Source organism: Bacillus sp. ISO11 (assembly GCF_003458115.1).
GTDB lineage: Bacteria > Bacillota > Bacilli > Bacillales > Bacillaceae_G > Bacillus_A > Bacillus_A cereus.
On the sequence record NZ_QXCO01000009.1, the window covers coordinates 67,005 to 83,610 of the forward strand.

Consider the following 16,606-nt stretch of genomic DNA (forward strand, 5'->3'; position numbering starts at 1 on the left):
GACAAGCACTACAAAGATGACTGGAAGTGAAAATATGAAACTCGGAAGTTTATTCGGAAGACCTAAAACATTAGCAAGTAGTAAAAAACAGGTACCGGTAAAAGAATCAAAGTTAGCGGTAGAGATGGAAAAAAAGAAAAAGCCGGGACAATTCAATATTGTTTGGCCAAAAGTGGAACCGCAGCAAGTGAAAGATTATAAAGCGATTCTTACAGTCTCAGAGTTAAAGAAATACTTAGAACGTTGTATACAAACAGGTAAAGTAGGATTCGACTGGGAGACTGCAGCAAGTAAAGAAATTAGAGTGCATTATAAAAAGGCGTTTGAAGATATAGAAGAAGCACGTACTACAGGGATTATCGATGATAAAGAAGCGGAAAGCCGAAGTGAGAGCTTAGAAAAAGCGTATTTAAAGACACCATTGGATCCGTGGAAAGGTGAAATTTGTACGGTATCGCTGTCAGCGGCAGCACACGAGTCAAGAGTTGTTCCAATCTCACATAAAGTTGGCCAAGTATTTGAACCAAGTATGGATAGAGATGAAGCTAGGAAATTGGTTCTAGATTTGCTTGATGAATACCTATTTAAAAATGAAAAGGTATTAAAGATTGCGGTCAATTTGTCTTTTGAAACGAAATATGCAGCGAAGTACAGTAAATACATTTTAGGAAAAGTGGCAGATCCATTGATTATGTGGGTACGGTGTTTACAAATCGCAGCACCTCAAAAGATTAATAACCCGAAAAAACCTACAAGCGGATGGGGTTTAAAACCAGCTACGAAACACATTTTTGGTGTAACGATGAACGACTTTTCAGCCCTATTAAAGAAATACAGGGTCAATTTCTTTGACGAAATTGATGCGAGTAAAGGTGAAGGGCTGCTTTACTCAGCTGAAGACTCGGATTATGCAGTGCAGCATTACGAATATTGGTCTCAAATTGCAGCTCAAATTCCGCGATATGAGGAATGGCTTCATAAGATTGAAATGCCATTCACACGTGTTATCGGCCTTATGGAATATTGGGGGATGAATTGGGATCCAAACCTTGCAACACAAAAGAAACAAGAAGCAGAAATTATGCAAGAGCAAGCGGCTGAACGTATTAAACAAATCGCGAAAGAAACGTTCAAGATTGATATAAATACCGGTAAATCAGGTAAAACGAACGAAGTGAAAAGCTTAATGTTTGATTACTTAAAAATACCAATTGCCAAATATGGAAAAACAGGCGCGAGTCTTGATCAAGAGGCGCTTATCGATATGGCATTTATGCTTGAAAACAAGCTGAACGATATCGACGAGGAAAAATACCTCGGTGTTTCATTACCTGAAAATTGGGAAAATATCGATCCAGAAAAGGATCCTACTTTAGATAAGCTAGAACGCGGAGCGATTCGTATCGCAAAACGTGAACCGCATCCTTATAAAGAACAGGCACTAGAAGTTATTGACCAGCTAAAGAAAATACAAAAATACACGACATTACTTTCTTCGCACATCATAGGACGTGAAAAGTACTTGAACTTTATGAGTGGACGGATCCATGCAGGATACAGCCCATTTACGGAAACAGGACGCTTAAACAGCTTTAATCCGAACGGACAAAACGTACCGAGACCAGATAATGATGAGTTTAAGATAAGAAACTTCTTTGTACCTAAACCAGGAAAGATATTATTCTTCATTGACTTCTCAGGGTTCGAGCTTCGCTTAATGGCATGGAAATCAGGCGATGAGGTCATGATTGAGTTATTTAACACAGGTGGCGATATGCACCGTAGAACCGCATCTGTAATGACTGGAAAGTCTGAGGCTGAAATTGTAAAGAAAGAACGTACAGATGCCAAGGCGGGAAACTTCGGTATCTCTTATGGCGGTACGGAACACGCTCTACAGTTCACATTTAAAACGAAATACATGATTCGTAAAACATTAGATGAATGTGCACAGATTGTGAATGCCGTTAAAACAGCGTACAAACGCATACCAGAGTATCAACGCAAGATTGTTTTAGAAGCACGGGAGCAAGGCTATGTACAAACGATTTATGGATATATGAGATTACTACCTGGCATTAATAGTGCGAATAGAAGAGATCGTGGCTCAGCTGAAAGACAAGCAGCGAATACACCAGTACAAGGAAGTGCCGCTGACATTATGAAGAAAGTACAAAATGAAATTTATGAATCTATTGGTAAACAAGAAGGCGTACTTTCTCATGGAAGTGCCGATATGATTGCACAAATTCACGATGAAATCATTTTTGAAATAGATGATGATCCGGAAATTGTAGTTGCAGTAGAAAAACAAATTAAACAAGTTATGGAGCAACCTCCAGTACCAGGATTTCCAGTTCCGATTGAGGCAGAAGGAAGTGTAGGTTATCGATGGGGCGAGAAAATGAGTGTTGAGTCCTGGCTTAAACAAAGGGAGGAATAGCATGTGGGAAGAGGAGAAGGACCGCGGAAATCATTATTTACAAAGCGTCATGCAACAGCATTACCACGTGTAAAACCAGCAAGAATTGTGGGAAGCATTGCCGGAGAACCGTACAACATGGTTTGGGTAGTAAGCTCATTAAGAAAAGATAAAAAGACTGGTGTGTTAGACCCAGTACCACAAGATCCATACGCAGAATTGTTATTTAGCAGTTGCTTTAAAAAATGGAGGGAAGACGATGAACGCCTTGAACCGTCAACAACGCCGGGCGAGTGAACGTGAGAGAAAGAAAACAAGGGAGCGGCAAAGTTTTCACAGAGGTGAAGTGCAGCAAGTATCCCTTTTATCGTATAAAGATGGCCGAACATTAGCATTACGTGCAGTAAAAGAGGTCTTAGGTTTGGGGCCAGTACGTTTAGAACGTGTACACAAGCGATTGGAAGAACTAGAAAACGAGAATTTTAATGAACTATTTTTAGAGCATTTAAGAAAATAAAAAGCTGTAGGAAGGATGTGCGATTGTGGGTGGTAGACAGCAAGGGAAGGGGTACGAAAATCGGAAAAGTGATCGGAAACTAGAAAAATTAAAACGTGAAATGGTTAGGCAAAAAAGGAAAGTAGCAAAAGGTGAGCTACGAAAGGCGGTAGTGTACTTGGACAATTCGGAGCAACAATTAAAAGATGTGATGCAAGAGAATCGTGATTTACAGTTAGAAGTTGACTTATACAAGTCTCAGGTGAAAGTGAAAGACAATTACGCAAAACGTGTATTGAAAGAAAATAACGAATTACGGGAACAGATTAAAAATTCACGTAAAAAGTCTATTTCGTTATTTGTTTCTTATATGTTGGTAGCGGTCATTGTTAGTTTTCTAATTGTTAGATAAGAAGGGGGCGATTGAGATGACTGTAGTAAAAGACAACGAGTTCTGGAAAGAAGTGTATTACTACATGGAAAAGCATGGTTGCTATAAGGATGAGGCTGTAAAGGTCGTGGAGGCTCAGTTCAATAGTAAGAACGAGAAAAGAGTAAAAATCATTGAAGCTGTAAAAGAAAAGTTGATTTGTGCGGGAATACCTGAAAAGGACTCTTTAAAATTTGCAGAAACTGCACCCTTTGTTAATTCCTTAACTGGTGCCAGTGTAGAAAGAATGGTGAGAAGTTTTATAGATTTGTTTAAAAAAGGGGAGCGTGCAAAACAATGAACATCATTCATTTATTCCAGCTTCAAAAGGACCTGGATAACAAGATTGTGGAAAAACGTAGCTTGCAAAACGTGCCCTTGTTTCAAGAAAAGAAATTATCATTTCGTGACGAGTTAAGTGAGTTACTTCATGTGTGGCGCGGTCATAAGTTTTGGAGTGAAAATAACAAGCCAATTACAAAAGATGTACGTAACAAGGGTCAAATGATGGAAGAAGATAAGGAGTACTACAATCCGTTATTAGACGAATTTGTTGATGCACTTCACTTTGCTTTATCGATTGGATTAGAGCGTGAATGGAATAAATATATCGATGCCTTTGTAGTACGTAATAGCAAAGGAAATACAAAAACGGAAATTATCGATGTGTTTAACGATTTATATGAAAACAAATTATGGACTGCAGCACACTACATGACCTTGATGAATGACTTGGCGTACTTAGGTGCAGCACTTGGGTTTTCGGCTATTGAAATTTACAACGCATATATCGAAAAAAATAAAATCAATCATGATCGTCAGGCATCCGGGTACTAAAAGGAGGCGAAATGGTGGCAAGATATACGTTATGGAAGAAAGAAGAAGTGGCGTATTTGGAACAGTATTGGGGAATATACAGCATCAAGCATATGGCAATAAAGTTTGGACGTTCAGTAGATGCTGTAAAAATAAAAGCGCAACGTTTAGGTTTAGGTGATGCAAGACTACATTTTGACGGCATTACTATTTTACAGCTTTCTGAGGTTATAGGTGTCGATTATAACTGTATAAAAAGCTGGAGCAAACGTTTCAGATTTCCTATCAAGCTCAAATTGTTTTCATCAGAGCAGAAAGTAAAAGTTGTATATTACCGTGATTTATGGAAGTGGTTAAAAACATATAAACACGTGGTGGATTTTTCTAGAATTGAACCAGGCATTTTTGGTCCTGAACCAGACTGGATGTCAGAGAAGCGTAATGCAGACCTAGTAGCAAAAAAGAAACGTGGAAAACCCTGGAGCGAAGACGATGATTTGTTGCTTAAAAGCTTAGTAAATGCACACTGTTACACATATCCAGAAATTTCAATGAGGTTACAACGTACTGAGGGATCTGTGAAACGTAGACTAATGGAGTTGAAAATTAAAGCTAGACCTGTACGTATAGATAATCATACAAAATATACAAAGCAAGAAGTAAAACAAATTGTGGATTTATATGATCGAGGTTACAGCATAGATGTGATTGCAGAGAAATTAGGGAAAAGTGCATTAGGAGTTCGCGGGAAGATGGAAAGAATGGGTTACCGCTTTAAAGGTAAGGTCCCAATAGTACCCAAGGAGATTTTAGTCTGAAGATATAAAAAAGGCTAGGATTTCTCCTAGCAAAAGAGTTATGTCGTACAGAAAGATAGTTGCGCACAAACTAGGTGTTTGCAAATTCATTATATAACGTTTCTTAGGTGAATAGGTTGAATCATAACAATCTTTACGTAGGTTTTACATGGGATTGAAGTTTTGATAAAGATCGAATTTAAATTTTATTAAATAAGGTGGGATGGGAAATGAGAAAAGTCGAAATTACAATAGAAGAAAGAATTAAAAGGAAAATATCTTATGATTTTATCTTGCCAGAGTATTTATCCGAAAGTCAGATGAATATCATAATTGCCCGTGTAGAAAGTCGTTCGGATTGTGCCGATGATGTTGTACATTTGTTGCAAAAAGAAATACCTAGTTTGAAAGTACGAAAAGTAGAAGAAACAGATTTGAATTTTGATGACGCTGAAATAATTGGTTATGACATAAAAGAAAACTAAACCAAAGCGTTAATTTATTAGATTGTTATAGGTTTTGGATTGGATATAAATATACAGAAATGATTGAAGGATAAACTTATAAATAAACCCTGTACTTTCTTCCTATAGAAAGTACAGGGAGCTGAGTTCTTGGGATGGTGAACACCAGCGATTAAATAATAACATGAGTATTCAGAAAAAACATTGAATAAATGTTTACGTTTTTTCAAATAATAGTAAATTGGTTTGAGACGAACAAAATAGTTATTTTATGACGGAAAAATAAAAGAACCCGTTTGTTATAAACGGATTCTTACCACAAGGTGTGCAAGAAATTCAAGGTAACTGGACCAGAGCAACCTGTGAAATTCCTTGTGATAATACTGTATGCAAATGAATCAAAATGGTTAATGGAAGCTAAACAAAAACTTATTTTAAAGTTAAAGAGCGCCTTGTAGAGCGCTCCTTATGCCTAATTATAAATACTTATGTTCGATCTTAGATTAATTTCTTACTTGGAGAAATTAAATGCTCTTAAACAAAGTTTAGATAGACAATCGAGCCCATAATTACAATATAAAATACCGCACAAAAGAAGATTAAAATGTATTTTAATGTCTTGTTCATATTAGTACCGTCCTAAAAGAGGGTTATTTGGATTTTAATATCGTATGTAAAAAAGTGCATTTATACAAGGGAAGGGTAGCTAGCAAAAGTAAAACAAAATCTTTATTTAAAAACTAAAGTGCGCTTTTTAAAGCGTTCCTTAAGAAAAATAAAAAAGAATACCTCATGATACTGTATGTATTTTTTTTAGGAATGTGAGGATTTAAAACAAAATCGTTATTTGAGAGAAAGGAGAATGGAAATGTCCTTAGTGGGGAATTTGAAAGAACTCCAAGAAAAAGTCATTAATGAAAAGGTATTGGAATTTGCAGAGGAAATGGAATACGTAATAATCGAAAGTGCTGCAATTGGATATCCAGGTTATAGATATCAAATTCATAAAGAAAATCCAGACAAGCATATTCTGCACTCAAAACCATTCACGGAAAAGTTACAAGAATTAATGGATGGTGTGAAAGTTGAATTTAAGGTAGAAGAAAAGAAAAACATTTTAGGTGGATCTTATTACGAACATTACATCCGTTTGAGTTGGAATGACTAATTTCTTAATAAAAACGCTATTTTAAATAAAAGAACAGCTAGTGAAATCTAACTGCTCAGTTCTTTGAAAAATAAGAATTAGAATTTGTGTTTAAAATGGTTTACATCAATTAACGAAATTGCTGTAGAGAGATTAATAAATCTTTATGAATACGCAATAATGTTTGAACATCATCTTCTTGAAGTTGTTGTAGTGCTAATTCCATTGCCTTGTAGGAAGTAGAGTTTTCAATGGATTTTTTCGATGCTTCTTGTCCTTGGTTTGTTACCTTTAATTTTATTTCTCTACGATCTTCATCTGATTGTTTTCGCTCGATGAGCTGTAGATTAACTAATTCATCTACATTCACACTCACTGTACTTTTAGGAACTGAAAGACGTTCTGAAATCTCTTTAAGAGTAACATTAGGGAGTGCATAAATTGTATTTAAGATACCCATTTGTTGTACTGTTAATCCTAAACTGGAGGCGTTTTGATGTGTGAACTTTAAAATTTCTTTGTTTATTGTTACAAATGATTGGACAACTTCTCCTGCTTGTTTGAAACTTTGATTTTTTAAACTCATAATAATCGTCCCTTTTCTTTTTTAATTTAGTTTAACATAGAATAGTTCACCAATGAACTATTTATCTCTAAATTAATTTAGAAAAGAAATCAATACACGTTATTAATAGAAAACTTAATAAAAATTTCATTTTGTCATAAATAACAGAGCAGTTAGCCCAGTCTAACTGCTCGATACAAAGGTAATAATCTAGATGCATAGATATTATATGCTGAATTATTGATTTTATTCAAGGAGGAATTAAGTAAAGATTTTTTAGGAAATAGGAGTAGGAACAAAATAGAAGAGCAGCTAGCAAAAGCTAACTGCTTGTTGAAAAAAGAATTCAACTCAGGTTATTTACTGACAGAGTTTCAGCAAACAAATGATTAAATTAATCTAACTTTTCAATTACAATTGAAGCATTTACATTTGTTTGTGTTCCACCTGCCAAAGTCTGCAAAGTAACCGCAGCAGCGGAAGTATGATTATTAAGGGTAATAATATCACCTGCTGCTAAAGTGAGAATTGTTTGCCCATTGTTTTGTTGAGTACCTGCACCTGATCCATAAATGGAGTTGGTAACGGGAGCCCCATTTAAAAAGAGGGCAAATTGATTAGGTTCAACTCCTGATACAGAAAAAGAAATTTTATAATCTCCAGCATTAATAACTGTCATCTGAGAAGTTCCGAGCGTATGAGTAAAACCGGATGTGATTCTACCGTGTGAATTAAAAAGAATAGGTGCTTCTAAGGCAACAACTTGAGCTGCTGTATTGAAAACATAAGCATACTGGGATAAGCCAGATACTGTAAGACCGGCAGGCCCAGTAGGTCCGGTAGCTCCAGCGGTTCCTGGTAATCCAGTAGGCCCAGGAATGCCTTGGATGCCTTGGATACCTTGAAGCCCAGTTGGGCCAGTCGGGCCGATAGGTCCAATAAGTCCTGGATTACCTTGAATACCTTGGATACCCTGAATTCCAGTTGCCCCAGTTATTCCAGTGGGTCCAATAGGACCAATAGGCCCTGGATCACCTTGAATCCCCTGAATCCCTTGACTTCCTTGAGGTCCAGTGGGGCCAGGAATGCCTTGGATGCCTTGGATACCTTGAAGTCCGGTTGGTCCTGGTGACCCAGTTGGTCCAGTGGGGCCAGTCACTCCGGTTGGTCCTGGTGGTCCCCCGGAAGGTCCAGTCGGGCCCGTTGGTCCTGGCGGTCCCCCGGAAGGGCCGGTAGGTCCAACAGCTCCAGAAGGTCCAGTTGGACCTACAGAACCAGGAATGCCAGGAATCCCTTGAGGTCCGGTCGGGCCAGGAATCCCTTGAATGCCTTGAATGCCAGGGATCCCTTGAATGCCAGGAATCCCTTGAATTCCAGTGACCCCCGTTATTCCAGTGGGTCCAATAGGGCCTTGAATGCCAGGAATGCCTTGGATGCCTTGGATACCTTGAATTCCAGAAGGTCCAGTTGGACCAATAGATCCAGAAATCCCAGGAATCCCTTGAGGTCCAGAAATACCTTGAGGTCCAGTAGGTCCCAGGTTACCTTGAATTCCAGTAGGTCCGGTAGGTCCCCGAGGTCCCCCGGAAGGCCGGTAGCGCCGGTAGCTCCAGTAGGTCCCGAAGGTCCAGTAGCACCGGTTAATCCAGTAGGCCCTATTTGAGGTAAAGGAAAGGGTATGTGACAACAATGCTTTTTAAATTTACTCATTTTTACACCTCCCTTATAAATTAACTATCAATTTATATTTATACTTTAACAACTTATGAGTAAACAGACACAGGGGTGTAAGGAAAAAACCTATGAAAATTACATAATAGGTTTTAAGAGCAAGCCTCTATTTTAAATTCCATACCAAAAAGAGCACCATATCTAAGTGCTCTTCTGACCAAGACTTATTGTAAACCTATGACTTGTGAGTGTTCTTGAAATTAAGATATAATTCAAAAATTATTTAGTGCAGGGGATATTAAAAAAGAGCGCTTCGGAAAGCGCCCTTCTGTAACGACTATCCATTCTAAAAAGAAATGATGCAATATATCATATGAAATTATGTGAATTTAGTTGTGTGTATTTTGTATAAAAATTTCATTTTGTAGAAATAAGGAAACTAAAAAGAGCACCATGCATCAGTGCTCTTTAAGATAGGAGGTAACACTTTGAGCTGGATGGTTAGGTTAAAAATATATGATATAGAAAAGGAATAAGACCTAAATTTTATTATTAACTCAATATAAAAGAGCAATTAGCTTTTGCTAATTGCTCGGCCCAAGGTAATAGACATAGAGTGGGTATTAGTAAAATTGGCTATTCACGAGCCTGTTTACAGTGTAACCAAGATTTTTAAATGTATTCCCTCTTTAAAAACCTTATTCAAACAGTGGTATTTAAAGAGGGAGTGGAGTAATGAAAAAGAATACTTTCCCTTTATACATGAAATGATTTTTTAATTCTCAATAATATATGAGTGTTAAGACAAAAATGTGTAATTAAAAGAGCAGCTAGCAAAAGCTAACTGCTCTCCGAAAAAACGTTAAGAAGGAAGTTCAGAACTCAAGTGTATTTATAGTATGAACGGAATATTGAGTTTTATTCAGGGGAGGAAGAGAAATGGAAGGGAAAACAGAGCCGAAAATGGTTCCAATGGCATCTTACGGATGGAACAAAGAAAAACAATGTGTAGAGTTCCAACTGTTAATAAATGAAGAGATATATGTAATGCAAGTGTACGAGAGAGATGTAAAAGGCATGGAGACTTGGTTTTTGTTAAAGAAACATAACTTAATAAAATAATCCTTTTGTCTATAGAAAAACAAGCTACCATGTTTCATTGATTGGGAATCTTTTCTAAGGTATGCTTAAGGGGATGGGAATAAAAAGAATATTTTCAAGAGGAAAGGGATTAATTTATGTTAGGAAAGTGGTTAGATAAATTAAAAGAACCTAAATGTATACATAGATATAAATTTATTAAAAGTCAAGACAATGAAGATTTTAAAGCTGGTAAGATGGGGATAGTTAGTTATTATAAATGTGAAAAGTGTGGTAAAGAGAAGGAAATCAGCAAATATACTAATGATGTTAATAGTGACTATTGGCATATTTAAAACAACATTCGAATACAGTCCGGCTAGAAAACTAGAGGACACCAATTCATTAAAGCAGCAATTAAAGCTGTTTTACGAATAGGTGTCCTTTTTATTTTGAAAAGGGAGATGGGGAAATGAAGGGGTTAAGAGATCAATTACGTGAATGGAAAAAGCGATCAAATAAAACAAAGAAGAAAAAACGAAAAGAGAAATTTAGCACCCGTGAAATTGAAGAATTAATGGGGATGCATAGACCTTGTTATGAACGAAGACGTGGAGCAATAAGACAAAAGTAATCTAAAAATAAAAAGGAGTGGTCGTACATGACTAAACAATTATCTTTCTTACCAAAAATTGATAGAACAGCAACACAAGAGGAATTAGAAGGCGTGTTGGAAAGCGTACGTATACATAGACAATTTGGGATGATGCGTAAAGAAATGAAAGTCACTCCTTCTTATGAAATACGTGAGCACGGTCCTACACATGCAGTTGGTAAACCGTTAGAAGATGTTGCTATAGCAAATGTTCAACAAAGCAAACGAGAAGAGTGGCTTGAAATAATGTCGGTACGTATTAACCAGTTTTTAAATCGATTAGGAAACGGACGTGCAGGAAGTATTCAGAGAGAGATTATTTATAAACGTTATTTAGAAGATGAGGATGTGTGTGATTACATGGTTTATAACGAAATAGGGATGTCAGAGCGTACCTATCGACGTTGGAAATCTAAAGCGTTTTATAAACTTGCTTTTGCGCTCGGATTAGAAGTTTACGAGACAGAAGAAACTGGAGGTAATGAATAATGAATTTTGTTCAGCCAATACGTGATCCAGAGCAAATACAGCAAATTAAAGAGTATTTAAAAGAAAAGAGTGAACGTAATTATATCTTGTTTGTAATGGGAATTAATACAGGACTACGTATAAGTGATATTCTGAAACTGAAGGTTGGAGATTTAAAGGGCAGTCATATTTCAATGCGTGAAATGAAGACGGGTAAGCAGAAACGTATTCAGATTACTGCAGCGTTAAGAAGAGAGTTAAAGTGGTACATTAAAGATATGGAAGAATATGAGTATTTAATTAAGAGCAGACAAGGAAAGAATCGACCAATCGGAAGAAGCATGGCATACAAAATACTTAGTACTACAGCAGCAAAGTTTGGTTTAGAAGAAATTGGGACACATACATTACGTAAGACATTTGGATATCATATGTACATGCAGACAAAGAACATAGCTTTGCTGATGGAGATATTCAATCATTCAAGTGAACGAGTAACGTTAAGATATATAGGAGTAAACCAAGATGCAATGGATAAAGCAATGACTAGGTTTAAAATCTAATCATTGCTTTTTTTGTTAAAGGATAGCAACACATGCTTATCGACTTAAGAACAGAAACTTATGCTTGAACATAAAATCAAATTTAGATGTGCAAAGCTATTTCAAGTGAATAGAATCGCCTCTTTAAGAATACATAAAAAATATATATACAAGCGTGGTCTAATCACTACATCGTTGGTGAAAGTAGAATTCTATAAATTTTGGAGGAAGAGATATGCAAAAAAAGGTTCTTCTGTTTACAGATTTAGGGATTGATGATGCCTTTGCTATACTGTATACCTTTTTTCGTAAAGACATTCAACTTGTAGGAATCGTAGCCGATTATGGAAATGTATCAAGAGAAAATGTAATAAGAAATATTAACTATTTGAAGTACATTGCGGGAAGAGAAGAAATACCTGTATTCCTTGGTGCTTCTGTACCGTTGACAGGTATATTGATTAAGTATTTCCCTGAGGTACATGGAAAAGTTGGATTAGGACCTATTATTCCACCTGAAATTTCATATCCAGTTTATCCTTTAAATGATATTTATCAAATTATAGAATCAAATTTAGAAGATCTTACAATTATCAATTTAGGAAGACTTTCTTCACTAGCTACGACTTTTGTATTGAATTTACAAACAATGCGAAATGTAAGAGAATGCATTTGCATGGGGGGAGCTTTTTTCTATCCAGGTAACGTAACTGCTGTGGCTGAAGCTAATTTTTACGCAGACCCTTATGCAGCAAACTTAATTCTGCAACATGCAAAGAACTTGACAATTATTCCTTTAAATGTGACCCAACATGCGATTGTTACACCCGAAATGGTCCAGCAAATCGATGCATTTCATCGGAATACACAAGATCTTGCAGGGCTTATCATTAAACCTATGTTAGATTATTATTATAATTTTTACTCCAAGTCTAATCCAGGTATAAGTGGAAGTCCTATGCATGATTTTGTAACAGTGTGGTATTTGCTAAATAGAGAGGCTGTTAGCCTTACGAGAGTACCTATTAAAGTAATTCCTGATCAAGGGGAAGGTTTTGGACAAAGCATTGCAGACTTTCGTTTTGTTACTAATCCAGGCTATAAAATGCATAATGTAGCTTTTCAGTTTGATTATGAAAGGTTCAGGAAGGATATTATGGAAACGTTCTTAAAGAAGAGAATGTAAAAGACTTTGTTCATTTTATTTAACGTATAGGAATCCAACTTTTTAGGTTGAAATTCTCTTAGCATACAAAATTTTTGAAATTCTGGCTGTATTTCGTCACTATCAAGCTGATAAAATAAAATCCTGCTAAAAATAAAAATCCACTGTATTTAAATTAATTAAATACAGTGGATTTTTATTTTTGGAGTACATTAAAACTTTAAATTGGTGGCCATGTTATTCTACCCATTTATACAGTTACTCATTTTTATTGTGTTGTGTAACTCAAAAGAGGAAGTGTTATGAAGTTATGAATATCAAAGGCTGTAGCATTTGGCATAGTTACACAAAATATAAGATATGGGTAACTGTTTTAAATATTTTCATAATTACGGAAAAATATTAGTATCAGGGTGATAATTTTCTGTTAGTTTCATAAGGAATATGAATTACATCATTTTTATATTATAATTTATTTATAATATAAAAATATGGAGTGTGTTTTTAATGACCAGAGGTATATACAGAAGGAATAAGGTTTTCATGCAATGTACAGCTATTCTTACAGCGATGACAATAATCGCAGTACTTTCGAATGTATATAAAGATATAGAGACATTAAGAGATTTAATTACTGCAATCTTTCAACAAGGTACAACGGTAATTATTGCTTTAATAGCAGTAACAGTTGCATGCATTTCATATCAAAGTAGTCAAAAAAGACAAGAGAACAAAGGCGTTTATTTAAATTACTTAGCCTTAATGTTTATGATGATCATTTTTATGTTAGCTGGTTCTATATTTAAATACTTACCGATAACCTCTAAAATTTACTTAATAGTTTTTGGTTTGTATTTTTTATTAGGAATGCTTCTAATTATCAGTGCATTGGTAGAAACCTATAGGATTATAAGGAAAACATTCGAATAAGGGGTAAAAAGTACCTAATCAGGTGCTTTTTCTTTTAGACAAAACAAACTCGAACGTGATGTGAATTTATATGGTAATGCTTGATATATTATTTAATAGAATTATTAGATGGGAGTTAGAAAAATGAAATTAGATTCAACACTAAGTATGGCAGCAATAATTACGTCAATTGTGACATTGTTGTTATTTTCATTGTTACATTATGTCATTGAACCTCGAAAAGAAAAGAAAAAGAAAAAGAGTGAAAAATTTAAGGAATTATATGCACCATTATATATGATAATTAATGCTCGATTCGCTGGACTTGTGAAGGGTGGATCAAAGTTCGACGCTCAACGGTTATATTTTACTGATGCAGGTTCACCAGGAATCATTGATGATAACTATATGATTGAATTTTTTTTTAAGAACTCTTCATATGCGAGTCTTCAATTATTACATGAATTTGATATTTATGTTAAAAACGTTAGTGTGGGACATTACAGTCATGTCAATGTTGAAAGGCTAGTCAAACTCATCGTCAAAGAATATCAACAATTAAGAAAAGAGTTAAAGTTAGACTATAATCAAAAAGAGTTAGAAACTGGAATCCCGACTCGTATAAAAGAATTGAGGGGAAATGGTGGTGTTGGGATATATAATGCATAAAATAATGGCAGATTCGTGACCGATTGTTGGCAGTAAATGTGCCGGTTGTTTTGGAATCAACGTGATATATTTGTATTGTGAGTAGTGGCGGAAAACTAAAGAATACATATTAAAAAATATAAAGGAAAATTGCTTATTTTGTCGAATAAGATTTAATTGTACTACAGTATACTTTATTGCAAAGGAGAGATACAAATGAGAGAAGTCAGTGCAAAGGAAATAATGTTGAGTTCTTTAACAATGTCAGTAGAGGCTATTCAAAGTCAGACGGATTCTCAACAGAATGAAGGAGCTTATTTTACATATGTAACTGCAAGTGGATTGATCACTGGAAAAGAGATGAAATATGATGTTTGGGAATTTGATAAAGACAAGGATTTCTCAGATATCATAAAAGATGAATATGAGAAAAAAGGAGAAATTAATTTATTCTCTATGGCGAATGCAAGTGCAAGGAAATTGGAATATAACCTCAGAGATGACGATACAGTTGTTAAGGATCAGGGGAAATCTATTGTATTAGAAGATGTAACTATTGATAAGACAGATGGCTCCAGTCCAATTAAGACAAATGCTTTTGTATTATTCTTAGATCAAGTTATTGGAATTATTCCAGCAAGGATAAAATAGAAGATTGTATTTTTTTAAGCATCCATAATGGGTGCTTTTTATTTTGGAGGAGGATGAAGGACTGGCTAATAACAAATAAAAGATTAATATTGATGCTAATACATCTGAAGCATTAAAACAAATGAAGGAAGTAACGGAATGTGTGAGAAGTTAGAAAAGATTATTGGTAAGTATACAGGTCGAACTGAAACAGTTGGATTATATTGTGATGGTAAAGCAATTGTATAATCTATGATTAAACAAACAACGGATTCTATCAGGATGACAGTAACTGATATCAAAGGAGTGAAATAAATGAAACTAAATAAACAAGAACAAGCGGTTGCAATTGGTACATTCATTTCAATGTTGGGACAGGATCTTGTAAATGAACGCATCGATAAAGAGAAATTAGAAAGGGTACTTCCTATCTTTAATGAAATGCAAGATAATACAACACCAAAGCAAAAGAGAGAAGCGATGATCAGTTTGCTAGGTAAAGCGGTAGATGAATTCTTAGAAAAATAGCCATAAAAAAAGGGAAAGCAACTCGCTTTGGGGTGCGAATCACTTTTCCTGATGGCAATGTTAACTTTATTATAACAACTTGTATTTATTTGGTAAATATATAATTGGAATATTCTTTCTAAGGGAGTGAGACAGATGCGAGTCTACTGTTCTAACTGTAATGAAGATTACGATATGCACCCACAAGTAGCACAGCTTCCAAAAAGAGTTGAGAAGTGTTTCTACATTTGTCCACATTGTGGTCATGAGCATGTTGCTGCATATGTGAACGATAAGATTCGTAAACACCAAGCGGACATCGTAAAGTGTCATGAACGGATTAATAAAAAGAATCTTGCTATCGAGGATGAAATGAAACGGTTAAGAAAGAGGATTGAAGGTGCAAGTAAAGGAGTGAAGCCAAATGGTAATGAAGAAAGCTGAACTTATTGAGAAAAAACTTAAAGAAGGTTTGCTAAGTATTAATGAAGCAAGAAAATTGCAAGGATTAGGTCCTATTGAATTAGATTCATGCAAACAGTTTTTTAAGAAGCTAAAGAGTAAATCAAATCAAGAGCAAGAAGCGTTATTAACAATTACATTAACAGATATAGATGCTATTCCGATAGTTCATTACAAAGGTAAACAGATTGATAGAAAGTTACGTGTTGCATTCGATTGGGAGTCAAAGTCGGTTGATAAGTTTGATATGACATACATTCATGTTGAACATGTACCAGCTGATAACAAGCGTTTAAATACCGAGATCATTCAACATAATCATCCTATTGTGGAGTGATATGAATGCCAAGTAAACCATTCAAGCCGTGTAAGTCGTTAGGTTGCAACGAACTAACAAGGGATAAGTATTGTGCTAAACATATCGAAAAGGAAAAAGAATCCGTAAGATATTATGACAAAAATATTCGAAACAAAAGTTCACGTTCATTCTACAACTCAAGATTGTGGAAGGATATGCGTGAGCTTATTTATCGTAGAGATCATGGCTTATGTGTTCAATGTAGAAGCAAGGACATCATTAAGATAGGTGATGTAGTCGATCATATTATTCCTATTCGTGTTGATTGGTCTAAACGATTAGAGCCAACTAATTTACAAACGCTTTGCCATGCTTGTCACAACAAGAAAACAAAAGAAGATGAGAAGAAAAACAAAAAATAATTTGGAAGAAAA

The 16,606-nt window shown here is 35.3% G+C and carries 23 protein-coding genes and 1 pseudogene; 22 read left to right on the plus strand and 2 right to left on the minus strand.

Translation table 11 applies throughout. The features are described from left to right. The first annotated feature begins 16 nt into the window (after positions 1-16). From D1166_RS11985 to D1166_RS12020, 9 genes are all read left to right on the plus strand, one after another. A complete protein-coding gene (locus D1166_RS11985; RefSeq protein WP_118043318.1) occupies positions 17-2,443 on the plus strand; it encodes a bifunctional 3'-5' exonuclease/DNA polymerase in 2,427 nt (808 codons plus the stop codon). A 3-nt stretch (positions 2,444-2,446) separates the two neighbouring features. Then, complete coding sequence (locus tag D1166_RS11990) at positions 2,447-2,719, plus strand: hypothetical protein (RefSeq protein ID WP_000532406.1); 273 nt, start codon at positions 2,447-2,449, stop codon at positions 2,717-2,719. Continuing rightward, positions 2,682-2,939 (plus strand): hypothetical protein, encoded by a 258-nt coding sequence (locus D1166_RS31065; RefSeq protein WP_133300463.1) that lies wholly within the window; start codon positions 2,682-2,684, stop codon positions 2,937-2,939. Before D1166_RS11990 ends, D1166_RS31065 begins: the two co-directional genes overlap by 38 nt. Positions 2,940-2,964: 25 nt before the next feature. Continuing rightward, on the plus strand, positions 2,965-3,330 hold the full coding sequence (locus D1166_RS11995) for a hypothetical protein (RefSeq protein ID WP_118043319.1): 366 nt from the start codon (positions 2,965-2,967) through the stop codon (positions 3,328-3,330). A 16-nt stretch (positions 3,331-3,346) separates the two neighbouring features. Next, positions 3,347-3,649, plus strand: a complete 303-nt coding sequence (locus D1166_RS12000) for a hypothetical protein (RefSeq protein WP_000219343.1) — start codon at positions 3,347-3,349, stop codon at positions 3,647-3,649. After that, on the plus strand, positions 3,646-4,185 hold the full coding sequence (locus D1166_RS12005) for a dUTP diphosphatase (protein WP_118043320.1): 540 nt from the start codon (positions 3,646-3,648) through the stop codon (positions 4,183-4,185). The genes D1166_RS12000 and D1166_RS12005 overlap by 4 nt, the downstream gene beginning before the upstream one ends. A gap of 11 nt (positions 4,186-4,196) precedes the next feature. After that, on the plus strand, positions 4,197-4,982 hold the full coding sequence (locus tag D1166_RS12010) for a hypothetical protein (RefSeq protein WP_118043321.1): 786 nt from the start codon (positions 4,197-4,199) through the stop codon (positions 4,980-4,982). 209 nt (positions 4,983-5,191) lie between these two features. Beyond that, positions 5,192-5,446: a hypothetical protein gene (locus D1166_RS12015; protein WP_098943300.1), complete on the plus strand. Its 255-nt coding sequence runs from the start codon at positions 5,192-5,194 to the stop codon at positions 5,444-5,446. A gap of 847 nt (positions 5,447-6,293) precedes the next feature. Next, positions 6,294-6,593, plus strand: a complete 300-nt coding sequence (locus D1166_RS12020) for a hypothetical protein (RefSeq protein WP_097952071.1) — start codon at positions 6,294-6,296, stop codon at positions 6,591-6,593. 109 nt (positions 6,594-6,702) lie between these two features. On the opposite strand, the gene D1166_RS12025 is transcribed toward D1166_RS12020, so the two are convergent. Then, positions 6,703-7,158, minus strand: coding sequence for a MarR family winged helix-turn-helix transcriptional regulator (locus tag D1166_RS12025; RefSeq protein ID WP_097952072.1), 456 nt, complete (start codon positions 7,156-7,158; stop codon positions 6,703-6,705). Between the two features lie 373 nt (positions 7,159-7,531). Next, positions 7,532-8,847 (minus strand): annotated as a pseudogene (locus D1166_RS12030) (BclA C-terminal domain-containing protein). A gap of 900 nt (positions 8,848-9,747) precedes the next feature. Between D1166_RS12030 and D1166_RS12035 the strand changes: the two are divergent. The 13 genes from D1166_RS12035 (at position 9,748) to D1166_RS12090 (ending at position 16,594) form a co-directional block, all read left to right on the plus strand. Further along, positions 9,748-9,930: a hypothetical protein gene (locus tag D1166_RS12035; protein WP_047386187.1), complete on the plus strand. Its 183-nt coding sequence runs from the start codon at positions 9,748-9,750 to the stop codon at positions 9,928-9,930. 116 nt (positions 9,931-10,046) lie between these two features. Continuing rightward, positions 10,047-10,244 carry a hypothetical protein gene (locus D1166_RS12040; RefSeq protein WP_047386208.1) on the plus strand — a complete coding sequence of 66 codons (198 nt, stop codon included), beginning with the start codon at positions 10,047-10,049 and terminating at the stop codon, positions 10,242-10,244. Between the two features lie 116 nt (positions 10,245-10,360). Further along, positions 10,361-10,522 carry a hypothetical protein gene (locus D1166_RS31260; protein WP_047386210.1) on the plus strand — a complete coding sequence of 54 codons (162 nt, stop codon included), beginning with the start codon at positions 10,361-10,363 and terminating at the stop codon, positions 10,520-10,522. A 27-nt stretch (positions 10,523-10,549) separates the two neighbouring features. Continuing rightward, positions 10,550-11,032 carry an ArpU family phage packaging/lysis transcriptional regulator gene (locus D1166_RS12045; RefSeq protein WP_047386212.1) on the plus strand — a complete coding sequence of 161 codons (483 nt, stop codon included), beginning with the start codon at positions 10,550-10,552 and terminating at the stop codon, positions 11,030-11,032. Continuing rightward, the gene (locus D1166_RS12050) at positions 11,032-11,574 is read left to right on the plus strand and encodes a site-specific integrase (protein ID WP_047386214.1); all 543 of its coding nucleotides are present in this window, start codon (positions 11,032-11,034) and stop codon (positions 11,572-11,574) included. The genes D1166_RS12045 and D1166_RS12050 overlap by 1 nt, the downstream gene beginning before the upstream one ends. A gap of 214 nt (positions 11,575-11,788) precedes the next feature. After that, positions 11,789-12,739, plus strand: a complete 951-nt coding sequence (locus D1166_RS12055; protein ID WP_044307557.1) for a nucleoside hydrolase — start codon at positions 11,789-11,791, stop codon at positions 12,737-12,739. 522 nt (positions 12,740-13,261) lie between these two features. Beyond that, positions 13,262-13,648, plus strand: coding sequence for a hypothetical protein (locus tag D1166_RS12060; RefSeq protein WP_047386222.1), 387 nt, complete (start codon positions 13,262-13,264; stop codon positions 13,646-13,648). Between the two features lie 147 nt (positions 13,649-13,795). Beyond that, entirely contained in the window at positions 13,796-14,296 is a 501-nt protein-coding gene (locus D1166_RS12065; RefSeq protein ID WP_098289675.1) for a hypothetical protein, read from the plus strand. Positions 14,297-14,491: 195 nt separating this feature from the next. Further along, the gene (locus D1166_RS12070; RefSeq protein ID WP_047386223.1) at positions 14,492-14,926 is read left to right on the plus strand and encodes a hypothetical protein; all 435 of its coding nucleotides are present in this window, start codon (positions 14,492-14,494) and stop codon (positions 14,924-14,926) included. A gap of 294 nt (positions 14,927-15,220) precedes the next feature. Continuing rightward, complete coding sequence (locus D1166_RS12075; protein ID WP_047386226.1) at positions 15,221-15,433, plus strand: hypothetical protein; 213 nt, start codon at positions 15,221-15,223, stop codon at positions 15,431-15,433. 135 nt (positions 15,434-15,568) lie between these two features. After that, positions 15,569-15,856 carry a hypothetical protein gene (locus D1166_RS12080; RefSeq protein ID WP_047386227.1) on the plus strand — a complete coding sequence of 96 codons (288 nt, stop codon included), beginning with the start codon at positions 15,569-15,571 and terminating at the stop codon, positions 15,854-15,856. Further along, positions 15,837-16,211 carry a hypothetical protein gene (locus D1166_RS12085; RefSeq protein ID WP_098318638.1) on the plus strand — a complete coding sequence of 125 codons (375 nt, stop codon included), beginning with the start codon at positions 15,837-15,839 and terminating at the stop codon, positions 16,209-16,211. The genes D1166_RS12080 and D1166_RS12085 overlap by 20 nt, the downstream gene beginning before the upstream one ends. A gap of 5 nt (positions 16,212-16,216) precedes the next feature. Further along, positions 16,217-16,594 (plus strand): HNH endonuclease, encoded by a 378-nt coding sequence (locus D1166_RS12090; protein ID WP_047386231.1) that lies wholly within the window; start codon positions 16,217-16,219, stop codon positions 16,592-16,594. Positions 16,595-16,606: the final 12 nt, after the last annotated feature.